At 38.6% G+C, this 12,405-nt stretch carries 11 protein-coding genes and 1 pseudogene; 1 reads left to right on the top strand and 11 read right to left on the bottom strand.

What is annotated here, in order from left to right:
- Positions 1–272 precede the first annotated feature (272 nt).
- A complete protein-coding gene (locus CYJ72_RS05575; RefSeq protein WP_066126529.1) occupies positions 273–1,244 on the top strand; it encodes a helix-turn-helix domain-containing protein in 972 nt (323 codons plus the stop codon).
- Between the two features lie 235 nt (positions 1,245–1,479).
- On the opposite strand, the gene lplA is transcribed toward CYJ72_RS05575, so the two are convergent.
- The 11 genes and pseudogenes from lplA to CYJ72_RS05630 form a co-directional block, all read right to left on the bottom strand.
- A complete protein-coding gene (gene lplA / locus CYJ72_RS05580; protein ID WP_066126526.1) occupies positions 1,480–2,487 on the bottom strand; it encodes a lipoate--protein ligase in 1,008 nt (335 codons plus the stop codon).
- A gap of 15 nt (positions 2,488–2,502) precedes the next feature.
- Positions 2,503–3,246, bottom strand: a complete 744-nt coding sequence (locus CYJ72_RS05585; RefSeq protein WP_066126523.1) for an MBL fold metallo-hydrolase — start codon at positions 3,244–3,246, stop codon at positions 2,503–2,505.
- Positions 3,247–3,260: 14 nt separating this feature from the next.
- Positions 3,261–4,343 (bottom strand): M42 family metallopeptidase, encoded by a 1,083-nt coding sequence (locus tag CYJ72_RS05590; RefSeq protein ID WP_284630856.1) that lies wholly within the window; start codon positions 4,341–4,343, stop codon positions 3,261–3,263.
- Positions 4,344–4,580: 237 nt separating this feature from the next.
- Positions 4,581–6,122, bottom strand: a pseudogene (tnpC, locus tag CYJ72_RS05595) (IS66 family transposase).
- A 67-nt stretch (positions 6,123–6,189) separates the two neighbouring features.
- Positions 6,190–6,540 (bottom strand): IS66 family insertion sequence element accessory protein TnpB, encoded by a 351-nt coding sequence (gene tnpB, locus CYJ72_RS05600; RefSeq protein WP_101814021.1) that lies wholly within the window; start codon positions 6,538–6,540, stop codon positions 6,190–6,192.
- Positions 6,541–6,809: 269 nt separating this feature from the next.
- Positions 6,810–7,643, bottom strand: a complete 834-nt coding sequence (gene lgt, locus CYJ72_RS05605; protein ID WP_101814020.1) for a prolipoprotein diacylglyceryl transferase — start codon at positions 7,641–7,643, stop codon at positions 6,810–6,812.
- A gap of 72 nt (positions 7,644–7,715) precedes the next feature.
- Entirely contained in the window at positions 7,716–8,180 is a 465-nt protein-coding gene (locus CYJ72_RS05610; protein WP_257876998.1) for an adenylate kinase family protein, read from the bottom strand.
- A complete protein-coding gene (locus CYJ72_RS05615; protein ID WP_284630857.1) occupies positions 8,173–8,334 on the bottom strand; it encodes a hypothetical protein in 162 nt (53 codons plus the stop codon). The genes CYJ72_RS05610 and CYJ72_RS05615 overlap by 8 nt, the downstream gene beginning before the upstream one ends.
- A gap of 131 nt (positions 8,335–8,465) precedes the next feature.
- Positions 8,466–10,568, bottom strand: a complete 2,103-nt coding sequence (gene tcrB, locus CYJ72_RS05620; protein WP_284630858.1) for a copper-translocating P-type ATPase TcrB — start codon at positions 10,566–10,568, stop codon at positions 8,466–8,468.
- Positions 10,569–10,706: 138 nt separating this feature from the next.
- Entirely contained in the window at positions 10,707–10,913 is a 207-nt protein-coding gene (gene tcrZ, locus CYJ72_RS05625; RefSeq protein ID WP_066126723.1) for a copper chaperone TcrZ, read from the bottom strand.
- Positions 10,914–11,274: 361 nt separating this feature from the next.
- Positions 11,275–12,237: an IS30 family transposase gene (locus CYJ72_RS05630; RefSeq protein WP_101975427.1), complete on the bottom strand. Its 963-nt coding sequence runs from the start codon at positions 12,235–12,237 to the stop codon at positions 11,275–11,277.
- Between the last annotated feature and the right edge of the window lie 168 nt (positions 12,238–12,405).

Below are 12,405 nucleotides of genomic sequence, written 5' to 3' on the forward strand. Positions count from 1 at the left end.
CTGTGAGTATAATGTCGTTTTATTGAATCCATCACCATCAAGTGTTCCTTTGCAACAAATATTATTTATCTAATACCGTGCCTTACGTATTTGGGGTTAAACTCTAAAACTTTCACTTATCGACCTTTCAAATATTTAATATTCTTTGTTAAAGCTGATTATATCAAGGTTGCAACCGCTAGTTGACACATTGTCAACTCAAGTTGATAGCATTCCATCACCATCTTTACTATTATTAAAGTAGAAAATAAAACAAAATTGGAGTGATAAAAATGAACTTAGCAGAAAAGATTTACGAATTAAGAAAGAGTCGTCATTGGTCTCAAGAAGAATTAGCACAGGCATTAGACATCTCACGTCAATCCGTTTCAAAGTGGGAAAGTAATCAAGCAATCCCTGATTCAGAAAAAATTATCCAACTAAGTCAATTATTTGACGTGTCAACCGATTATCTCTTAAAGGATGATTTACTAGAATCGTCATCAGTTCAAAAAGGTTCGACCCCCGCCAAAAGAGTCACCTTGGAAATGGCCAAAAACTATATTGACTTACGTCAAAAAATGGCCAAATGGTACGCATTAGCCGCTGCTTTCTTAATTACTTCGCCAATTGCTTTAATCCTATTATCGCAAGCACAAGAATCTGGAAAATTAGATATAACCGAAAACACTGCTTCCTTGATTGGTATCATTTTTGTGTTAACTTTCGTTGCCATTGGCGTTGGTATTTTAATTTTTGCCGGGATGCAATTATCTGAATATGAATTTATGGAAACCGACCCGATTGCTCTCGATCCAGGAATTGTCCCTTTAGTTCAAGAAAAGCAACGTCAATCACGCAATGCCTTTATTGGTAAATTAATTCTTGCTATCGTCTTACTTATATTATCACCTTTAAGTATCCTTATTGCTGAATTATTATTTGCCAATGAATTTATCTCAATAGTTGGAATTGCTATTTTACTCATTATGATAGCGATGGGTGTTGCTTTACTCATTCAAATTAGTATACCTCGGAATACTTATGCAATATTACTAGAAGAAGGTGAGTATCAACCTTCAAAGAAAAAAGTTAAATCAAAGATCGAGCCTTGGATTACGATTTATTGGATGACCGCCTTATTTATTTATATTGTCTATAGTTTATATTTTGATACTTGGGCAACGTCTTGGATTATCTGGCCAGCAGCTGGTATCTTATTTGTCATCTTTTATGTTATTATTTCCAATACTCAACAAAGCTAATATTGATGCAAAAGTACTTTAATGCAGCCAATTTAGTCCATGCATTTTATAACAAAAAAATAAACCTGGTGTGTTAATGTGATTGAGTAGCTCTTTTTACCACTCGTTCAACTAGCACACCAGGTTCGTTATTGTCTATTCAATTTCATCATGAAGCGAATATTTCCTGTTAAATGGATTCGAACATTTAATCACTCGCATCATTAAATGTCTCTACGTTCAAGCCGTTCGCCGATTAAGCAAATAACATTTCAATAATTTCTTCCTTCGTCACACGACCAAAGTATTTATTTACATCGATCGCGTCAAAAGCTGTTAAGAAATCCTCCTTATTATATTTCACCCCTACTAATTTTTCTTCAACCTCTTTAATATCGCCTAAGCCAAAGAAGTCACCATAAATTTTAGCAGAACTTACTTTACCATTCGTGACATTAAAACGGAAATCCACCAATCCGAAATCAAACTTTCTACTTTTTTCAATATCAAAAGCTGGCGATTGTCCATAATTCCAATCCCAATTGCCAAAACGTTGTTCACGAATTTCATAGACTTTTTTCCAGTCTTCTTCAGTTAATTGATAACGAGGCACTTCTTCTTTTGAAGCGACACCGAAAATTTCTAATAATAAAACATCACGAAATGCTTCAATCGATAAATCTTTGTATTCATCCTTAACATAAGGTGCAATATTAGTGACACGAGAGCGAATCGATTTAATTCCTTTTGATTCAATTTTTTCCTTACGTGATTTTAAAGCATTATTAACTTCTTCTAAATCTGAATTAAATAAAATTGTCCCATGTGCCGTCATACGACCATCTTTAGCGTACATCGCATTCCCTGAAAATTTCTTACCATCAATCAATAAATCATTGCGGCCTTGTAATTCAGCTCCTGTTGCACCTAATTTATGTAAGGCTTCGATGACCGGCTTAGTAAAGCTGGCGAAATCACGAAATGATCCATCGTCATCCTTAATGAAACAGAAGGATACATTACCTAAATCATGATAAACAGCACCCCCGCCTGACATACGACGAACTACTTGAATACCATGTTCATCTAAATAAGGTTGGTTTACTTCTTCGATTGTATTTTGGTTACGTCCAATAATAATTGATGGTTTATTGATATAGAATAGTAAAATCGGCTCATCAACCAATTTATTCTCTACTAAGTAAGTTTCTAAAGCAATATTGACGCTAGCATCGTAATTATTTTCATTGTCTACAAAAATCATTTTCAAACCTCCACTTTAAAATTCAATTTCTAATTTTGGTACTGCTTTTATAATATTAATCGTCGGTTGAAGTGCCATTGTGACTTCAGACATTATTTGGTCTCCATCCGCTTGTGGGGGAATATGAGAAACCACCAATTGCTTTACTTCAGCCATATTTGCTAAGGTAGCGACTTCTGTTGAAGTCATATGAATAGTATTACGCCCTTTAGTTGCTGGAAAATTTGTATCCGCAATCAGTACATCCGCGTTCTTAGCAAAATCGACCATCGAATCTTGCCAGCCGGAATCAGCCGTAAAGACTAATACTTTTTGAGTTGATTTTTCTTCTAAACGTATTGCAGCACACTCTACTGGATGCGTTGTTTTAATAAAGCTCGCTTTAAAGGGACCCATATCCATTGGTTCTTCAATTAAATATTGACGGGGCTCCGTTGAGGCATCTGTCATCATGATCGGCCATAAACTCGAATTCTTGTTCATATAAACCGGAATCAGTCCTTTTTTGCTAGCCGGTTTTTTAAGGAAAAAAAGATGTTGAAAAATTCCAATATCCGCACTATGATCCGGATGGTCATGACTTAACCATACGGCGTCTAAATCATTGACAGGGATATACTCTTCAATTGCTAAAGCTGAACCACTGCCAGCATCTAATAACAAGTGATACGCACCATCCGAAGAGGTAACCACATAGGAAGTTGTGCCATTATCTCCTAAAGGGTAACCCCCCGCTGAGCCAATACAATATAATTTCATCCTATCACCTCAAATTAAGCATTTTCTTTAATTGTTTTAAGGGTAACTTGATTTATTTTTTTAATAATGGCTACTACAAGGCGAACGGTATTTTTGAAATCATCTTCGTGAATAATCGATGTATGAGAGTGTAAATAGCGAACGGGCACTGTAATTGCAATCGATGGCACACCATTTAAACTTTGATGTTGTGAACCAGCATCTGTCCCACCACCAGTAATGAATGTATATTGGAACGGAATGTCTTCAGCTTCTGCTACATCGATGACAAATTCTCTAAACCCTTTATGAGCAATCATCGATGCATCATAAATAATGACTTGAGGTCCTTTTCCTAAAATACTATCTGCTTCTTTTTCGGTCATACCTGGTGTATCACCAGCTGTTCCCGTATCTAAAGCAATTGAAAGATCAGGATTTAATAAATGAGTCGCCACCTTAGCTCCTCTTAAACCTACTTCTTCTTGAACATTGGCACCTGAGAATAAAACTGTTTCATGGCCACTGGCTGCTAATTCTTTTAATACTTCAATCGCCACTGCTACACCGATACGGTTATCCCATGCTTTGCCTAATAAGAATGGCGTCCCATTCATACGTTGTGTCTTAATGTAAGGTGTAATCATGTCACCTGGACGAATTCCCCATTCTAATACTTGTTCTTTTGAACTAGCACCTAAGTCCACGAAAACATCTTTCATATCTACTGGTTGTTTGCGCGCCTCCGGTGTTAAAACATGGGGTGGTTTTGAACCTGTTACACCATGGAATGTTTTGCCATCACGTGTCGTAACGGTCACTTGTTGCGCCAAAACGACTTGACTCCACCAACCACCGATGGGCACAAACTTTAAGAAACCTTTTTCGGTAATTTGACTCACCATAAAACCAACTTCATCCATGTGACCCGCAATCATCACACGAGGACCCTTTTCATTTCCTGTATGTTGTGCAAAAATTCCTCCTAGACCATCTTCTAAATAGTCTTCGGCCACCGATTTTGTTGCTTCTTTAAAAATAGAACGAACCTGGCCTTCATTGCCACCAATCGCATTGGCTTCCGTCAGTTTTACCAATAATGTTTCATCAACTGTCATTGATCCATCTCCTCATCCTTCATTATTAAATTTAATTTTAGTATACAAAAATATCATAACACATTTTGATATTAATTTTATAAAAAATAACAAGATATCTATAATTAATCTTACTATCGTTTATATTGATATAAAATAAAACTTAGTCATATGTAAGCGCCCAATAGCCAAGTATATAGAAACCGGCCCCTCAACACTCTACAATAGGTGTTGAAGGGCCGGTTTCAGTCTTTTTAATTATTTCATGGCCTGACAGGCTTCCTTGACCTTCGAAGACCAAGGCAAATAAGCCTCGAGTGCTTCAAAATTTTGCAACGGAAGTTCAGGAAGCTCCTCAAGTAAATATTGAAAATAAGACGGAGGATGGATACCATTAAGCTTCGCACTCTCATAGAGACTGAGGATCCCCCCGGCCGCTTGGGCTCCTTGAATGCTTTGGCTAAACAACCAGTTCTTGCGCCCAATTACCAGTGGCTTGATTTGTCTCTCCGCTCGATTATTGCTCATCTCTAGTCGACCATTTTCAAGAAATTGACGGAAGAAAGGCTCATGTTTGAGAGCATAGGAGATGGCCATTCCCAGCTTGGTTTGAGGTAAGGCATTCAAAGTCTTGACCCAATCAAAGAACTCGTCAACTTGTCTTTGAAGGCAAGTTTGGCGCCAAGTCAAGCGTTCCTCAGGCGTCAGCTCCTTCCAATTCTGTTCGAATTGGAAAAAGGAATCGCACCATTTAACCGCCTGATAAGCAGGATGATGCTTAGACACTTTAGCTGGCAGGGCTTCAAAGAATTTCCGCCTTAAATGCGCCCAACAGCCACTGACTTTAACTTTCTCCTTGCATAGGTTGACATAGGCACCATACATATCTGCATGAAGGCTGCCTTCAAAATCTGGACCTAATAGGTCAAGAATGACTTGGCGTCCTCTGCCTTCATCAAATTGATAAATAATCCCCTGTTCTGGTGTATCCTTGCCACTCATGAGAAGCCAAAAATAATTCTTCGCTTTTTAGCTCTCTAATACCCGATAGCTGGTTTCATCTGCGTGGAGAACTTCTTGTTGACGGAGCTTGTTTAAAAGTAAGTCACAGAGGTTCTGGAAATAGTATTGATAGGTGCGAATGTGCCAACCGCAAATCGTATCCCGACTTAGGGGCAGATTCATTTGTTTCCATTCCTGTTCTTGACGATAAGCGGGTAACTTCAAGCCATATTTTTGATGAATCGTTTGAGCGATCAATGATGCAGACCCCAAGCTATTGTGGAGGGGAGCTTTAGGAACGGGAGCCTTCACGATTTTGTCATTGGCCCCCTCTTTTTGAGTGCATCCCTCGCATTTATAAGAAGCTTGTTTATGAATGATTCGTTTCATATGAGCAGGAATGAAGACAAGCTCTTCACGAATAGCACTAGCACCTATCTGTTTCATCGATTCCCCACAGTCTGGACACTGGCAGTTTGAAAGTACGTGTAGCTTTTCTTCGGCAGGGAACTGGTCGAGAATCGTCCGCTTAATCCCTTTATTCTTCTTTGCTTTACGCTTATGAGCCTTCACTTCTTGGACGATATCTTCTTCTAGTTCTAGGCTGTCTAGAGCTTCCTGCCAATCCTCGAACAGACTGGTTTGTCCAGGTTGAGGCGCCGTTTCTTTCTTGCGACCAAACTGTTGGTTCATCATCAAACGAAGCTGTTCTTTCAACCATTCAATTTCACGTTCTTGTGTTTGAATAATATCGATTAGTTGTTCAGGTGTCTGCGTCTCTATGGATTTAATGCCCATTCCCGGACCTCCCTTCTGTTCAAATTTCTTTGATTATAAACCTTGTAAACGATTTAATCAAGGGTTTTCACATTGTGAAAGATCCCTCCAATGATTGAACGGATGGTTCGATCAGAAAGCCATCCATAAGCTGAATGAGTTGGTGACGATCAATTTCCTTTAGTGACTCCTCCTGTCTAGGCCAATGGATACGGCCAGATTCATAGCGTTTATACAGTAACCAGAAGCCTTGGCCGTCCCAATAAAGAGCTTTAAAGCGGTCAAGCCTAGACCCGCAGAAGAGAAAGAGATTCTTTTCAAAGGGATTTAATTGATAATCATTTTGGACGAGAGTAGCCAGAGAGTCAATTCCCTTACGTAAGTCTGTCCGTCCAGTCATAATGTAATAGCGTTTAGCAGCATCGAGATTAATAATCAATCAACCACCTCCATAAGTTTTAACTTAATCATACAGGAGGTGGTTGGGCTGTGACACGTACCTGGTTATTCGGCGTTTACGTTATTTCTCCTTTCCGATACCATTCACTTAACATGAATAAATCATGAAGTGAAGTGATGGTTATACTTGCTTTTTCTGACATAATTATCCCTCCTAAATAGACAATTATATCAAAAAAGATTACCTGATTTGTGGTTCATTACTGGGGAAAGTTACGTGCAACAAATTGGGTAATCTTATCTTAACTTTTATAACAGTTTGGGCTCATCCTTATAATAGGGTACTGGCGGATAGGTATAGTACCTGCGATACATCAAAACACCCAGTGCTGCTACGAACAAAACGAGGGACAAGCCTTGTGAAACTCGTAAGAAATCGCCTATCCATAAGCTGTCTGTCCGCATGCCTTCAATAAAAAACCTTCCTGCTGAATACCAAATGACATAGCTGAGCGCCACTTCTCCTTGGCGAAGGAATTGATTCTTGTTCCGCAAAAGGAGCAACAAGGCGAAACCAACTAAACTCCATAAAGACTCATAAAGAAAAGTGGGATGGTAATAGGTTCCGTTGATATTCATTTGGTTAATGATGAATTCCGGTAAGTACAAGTTTTCTAAAAATCGTCGGGTGACTGGACCCCCATGTGCCTCTTGATTAATGAAATTTCCCCAGCGACCAATCGATTGAGCTAGGAGGACACTAGGTGCCAGTATGTCTAGTAAAAGAGTTAGCGTCATTTTCTTTCTTCTTGCAAACCAGTACACTGCGAGACCACCCGCAATTAGCCCCCCATAAATGGCAATACCGCCATTCCAGATGGCGATGATTTCATTAGGGTTTTGGAGATAATACTCCCATTTGAATAAAACATAGTAAAGCCGAGCCCCAATAAAACCAATTGGTATGGCCCATAATGCCATATCTGTCATAGTGTCTTCTTCTAGTCCCATTTTTTGAGCTTCCTTTGTTGCTAATGAAATACCTAACAGCATGGCTAAGGCAATAATAATTCCGTACCAATAAATTTCTATCGTCCCAAATGAAATCGCAACTGGATCGATTACGCTAAATAAAACATTCATTCTTCAATCCCCTTCATAGCTTACATTAGTTAATTGATTTTATATCATATATTTTTAGTTAAAATTATATAGTTATTTGTTTATAGGCAATAAACTCTCATTTATATTGTCAAACACATTGTCAGGAGTTCCTTCACCATTGATCACGTGGAGCAAATTTCGTTCTTTATAGAAGTGAATGAGCGATTCGATTAATCCCTCGTTAAAGCGTAGCCTATTTTCGATCACTTCTGGTTTGTCATCTAATCGAATTTCTCCCCGTTTTGGTTCGTTTTGGGCATTCCCTTGTTTTACTTGTAAACGAAGAGCTCCTCGTTTCGCTAACCGATGCCTTAACATATCCTGACTTACATCTAAAAAGTGAACGGCGTCTAAATTCCGATTCTGACTTTGTAGGTAAGCTTCGAGCATTTTTGCTTGCTGTAGGATACGTGGGTAACCATCCAGAACAAAGCCATTTTCAACATCTTTTGCTTGTAAGCGACTCTTAACCAATGAGTTTATCCACTCATCTGGAACTAGCTCTCCTTTATTCATATATTCTTGCACTCTGAGTCCGAATGTATCTTTCTCTTGGTTGCTTCTCGTAACATTTCACCAATTGAATAGCCGTCAGGTGGTACTCCTCTGCGATTCTTTTATCTTGAGTGCCTTTCCCAGCACCGGGTAACCCTAAAAGGACCAGCGTCATAATTTTTCCTCCTTATAAACTAAAAAAGGAAGAGATGATCTTTTAAATTATCCTATCTCTTCCTTTCTTGTGAAACTATTATATCTTTACACGATAAGGTCATTCAATTATTTCATGTGCCAAATAACTGTTTATTTTGGCCCTAATTTCAATGTCATAGCATTGATGGCAACAATTACAGTCGAAAGTGACATCAAGATGGCACCGACTGCTGGAGTTAATGTTATGCCAATTGGTGATAGTATTCCTGCAGCTATTGGGATTGCGATAAAGTTATACCCTGCTCCCCAAACAAGATTTTCTTTCATCTTACGTGTGGTCTTCTGAGCCAACTCGATAAAGGATTCAATATCACCAGGATCTGACTGTGTCAAGATGACATCGGCTGAATCCAATGCTACTTGAGTTCCGGCACCAACAGCTATACCAACGTCTGCTAATGCAAGAGAAGGTGCATCGTTGACCCCGTCACCGACCATGATAACTTTCTTTCCTTCTGCTTTAAGTTTTTCAACTAATTCATATTTGTCTTGAGGAGATTGATTAGCTAGATAATCAATACCTAAAATTTCTGCAACTCCTTGAGCCGCTTTTTCATTGTCACCCGTTGCCATAATCGGCTGAATCTTGTTCTTTCTAAGGGCTTGTATTAAGTCTTTACTTGTCGGTTTTAATTCATCCCCTAAAGCTACAGCACCAATTGCTTCGTCGTTTTCTACTAAGACACTGAGGGTTGCTCCTTTTGGAATATCCATATCCAGATTACGTCCATATGCTTTTTGACTGATTAATTGATAATGATGTCCGTTAGCTTGACCTTCTACACCAGCGCCAGAAATAACATCAATCGAATCAAAACTTACTGGACGTATCCCTTGCTGTTCTGCGTAACTAATAATTGACTGAGCGATAGGGTGACTAGATCCACCTTCGATACCTGACAATAAGGCAACGATTTCATCTTTCGTATATTTATCATTAAAGAGTTCAACATCTAATACTTTAAACTCACCAGTTGTTAAAGTTCCAGTTTTATCTAAAACCATAACATCTGCGTTTGTAGTCAACTCCAAAGCGTCCCGGTCTTTCACTAATAATCCCCGACTGGCCCCTAAGCTAGTACTACGAGCAGTCACCAATGGAATAGCCAGACCCAGTGCATGCGGACAAGCAATAACTAATATGGTGACTGTAAAAATAACTGCCGTTGGTACATCAGCTATAACCATCCATATGACAAGGGCAATAAGAGCTACAATAACCGCAATATAAAAGAGCCATCCTGCAACTTTTTGTGCAAGATTTTCTGCTCGAGAAGATTGGCCTTGAGCTTGACTGATTAATGTTTGAACCTGAGAAATGAAGGACTTATCGCCCGTCTGCTTTATTTCCACATAGAGGACTCCGTCACCATTGGTTGATCCACCGATGACCTCATCTCCAGGTTTTTTTTCAATTGGTTTCGATTCCCCAGTCACAAGCGCTTCGTTTACACGTGATTCGCCACGCTGGATCGTTCCATCTGCTGGAACATTTTCTCCGGCTTGAACACGAATCAAATCACCTACTTGCAAGTCAGCAACTGGACGAGTCTCAATCGAACCGTCTTCTAAAACAACATGAGCATCTTTCGGCACTAACTCAGCCAATGCTTTTTGTGCGTCCCCTGCTTCACCCAATGCCTTCATTTCAATCCAGTGTCCTAATAACATGATTAAAAGTAAAGTTGAAAACTCAAAGAAGAAGTCCATGACATGTTCTCCGGTCACATATCGAGCGGCCACAGCGTAAACACTATAGACATAAGAAACCGTTATTCCCAAAGTAATCAAGGACATCATGCCTGGAGCTTTTGAATTAAACTCATCTTTTGCACCCATGTAGAATGGTTTTCCGCCATAAAAGTATAGAATTGTTGCCAATACAACTGCTACAACGTCTGCATAAGGAAAGATAATTTGGAAAGGCAACTGAATATCCATCATAGGAGTAATGAGTAAGATTGCAATTCCTAATGGGAGTGACTTCAAGAAAATCTCCTTAAAGCTACCGTGATGGTGGTGGGCATGCCCTCCCATTGCGCCATGATCCATTTCACTGTGATCCATCTGACTATGATTCATCTTGCTGTGATCCATCTGACTATGTTCCATTTCATTATGGTCGTGTTTTGAGTGATCCATGTCGCCGTGATTATGATGACTATGTGACGAATGTTTTTTGTTATTCTTCATTTTTAATTCCTCCTCATTATATTAGAGACTGATTTTAAAGTTTTAGAACTTTCTCATCTAACACTGCATATAATTCTCATGAAAAGGGTTCTATACTTTATCTCTATCTACTATCTATGAATAAATGGTATTCGTACTTTATGCACTTAATACTGAATAGTTAGTTTCTGCTAAAGCAGCATTCAGCGTTTCGGTATCAATCTCTGTATGACTTTCAATTACTGCTTTTTTAGTCGCTAAATCAACCTCTACAGATTCAACCCCTTCAATAGCTGAAAATCTTTCTTGTACCGTGTTCGCACAACCTGCACATTTTACGCCATCTAATAAGACTTCTTTTTTCATTATTTTGATTGTCAAATTAAGCTAGAATTTTTACCTAACACATAATACGTTTGCTTTTTTTCTAATTGATAATTAAAATGGTTGTTCGAAAGTTCAAGTATAAATTAGCCACTGACTTTAAGGTTTCCACAACGTCAGATTTGTGGCAAGTGTAGTGAGTCAGATTGATGCATTAAATCGTTAGAGCTTGACTTGGATGCTCCGGTATGATACTCGCGAATAGCGAGTTGGGGAAAGGGTTTGGGTAGAAGACCCAAAAAGCATCCCCAAATCATCATGCCGGGCTAGGCACCAAGTCAAGCTCTAACAATCAGGTGCCTTACGCAATGGATTCACTGTCTTAACAAACACATTGTGTGCATTAGAAAGCATCTATCCATCCAAGTTCCTTACAACAATCGATAAAAACTTCAATTGGCGTTCGATAACCTAATGATTTTCGTGGAATTTCATTGCGGAAATGAGCTGTTTGGCTGAGTATTTCCTGCGATATATCGGTAAAATCCATCCCCTTAGATAACCCATCTCTTCGAAGTAGTCCATTAGAGTGTTCATTTAAGCCGCGTTGTGACGGACAACCGGGATCAGCAAAGTAAATATTGATGTCATTGACATTTGAAATGGCTTGCCAATCAGAAAATTCTTTTCCACAATCAAACGTAATGGATTTAAATAAATTTCTCGGTAAATAAGCAAACCAGTTATCACAAGCGATTCGCACATCACTTGCTTTGCGACTGTTAATTTTTATCGGGATGATGAGTTTACTGATTCTTTCGACCAGTGTTAGGACTGCACTCTTATGGTCTTTTCCGACAATAGTGTCACCTTCTAGATGTCCAAATTCTTTCTCATATTGTGGATTTTCTTTTTGACGATCTTCGATGGTGCGTCTAAAGTGTTGTTTACCTCTTTTTTCCTGATACCCATTAGGTTTTCTCTTACCTTTCATCGGTAAAGTTGAGGGATCAAAGAGTTCCGAGTCTTTAAAACGACGATAAAGTGTTCGAGCTGTACATCCTAATGGGAGTTCATTCCGACCAATGATGACGTCAGGAGACCACCCCTGGTCCACTTTTTTCTTAATATATGTGATTTGTTTAGTGTTAAAGACCTTCTTTTTGGCACCACAGCGTGATTTATTCTCTTTATATTGATCGTAGTATTCCTGAATATTACCACTATTTTTAAGAAAATTAACGACGTTATAAATGGTTTGGATGGCCCGATTTAATTTTTTAGCGATATCCGTTACTTTTTTACCGCTATCGTAATAATTTTCTATCCAAATCAATTCTTTCATGGTAAGATGTGTATAAGCCATTTGTATGTACTCCTTCCTTAGCATGTGATTTTATGTTTAGGATACCATACAAATGGCCTATTTATTTTTCTAGCTTAATTTTACTATCCAAGTTATTTTATTCCCCCTTTTTTTATCTTCTCCTATTATATAGAATAGGAAGAAGTTTAAATCCCAGATAAGCTACGT

Origin of the sequence: Globicatella sanguinis (assembly GCF_002847845.2) — a bacterium.
GTDB lineage: Bacteria > Bacillota > Bacilli > Lactobacillales > Aerococcaceae > Globicatella > Globicatella sanguinis.

Coding starts and splice junctions, on each gene's coding strand:
- CYJ72_RS05575 (WP_066126529.1), top strand. CDS start 273: ATGAACTTAGCAGAAAAGATTTACGAATTAAGAAAGAGTCGTCATTGG.
- lplA (WP_066126526.1), bottom strand. CDS start 2,487: ATGATTTTTGTAGACAATGAAAATAATTACGATGCTAGCGTCAATATT.
- CYJ72_RS05585 (WP_066126523.1), bottom strand. CDS start 3,246: ATGAAATTATATTGTATTGGCTCAGCGGGGGGTTACCCTTTAGGAGAT.
- CYJ72_RS05590 (WP_284630856.1), bottom strand. CDS start 4,343: ATGACAGTTGATGAAACATTATTGGTAAAACTGACGGAAGCCAATGCG.
- lgt (WP_101814020.1), bottom strand. CDS start 7,643: ATGAATGTTTTATTTAGCGTAATCGATCCAGTTGCGATTTCATTTGGG.
- CYJ72_RS05610 (WP_257876998.1), bottom strand. CDS start 8,180: ATGAATAAAGGAGAGCTAGTTCCAGATGAGTGGATAAACTCATTGGTT.
- CYJ72_RS05615 (WP_284630857.1), bottom strand. CDS start 8,334: ATGACGCTGGTCCTTTTAGGGTTACCCGGTGCTGGGAAAGGCACTCAA.
- tcrB (WP_284630858.1), bottom strand. CDS start 10,568: ATGAAGAATAACAAAAAACATTCGTCACATAGTCATCATAATCACGGC.
- tcrZ (WP_066126723.1), bottom strand. CDS start 10,913: ATGAAAAAAGAAGTCTTATTAGATGGCGTAAAATGTGCAGGTTGTGCG.
- CYJ72_RS05630 (WP_101975427.1), bottom strand. CDS start 12,237: ATGGCTTATACACATCTTACCATGAAAGAATTGATTTGGATAGAAAAT.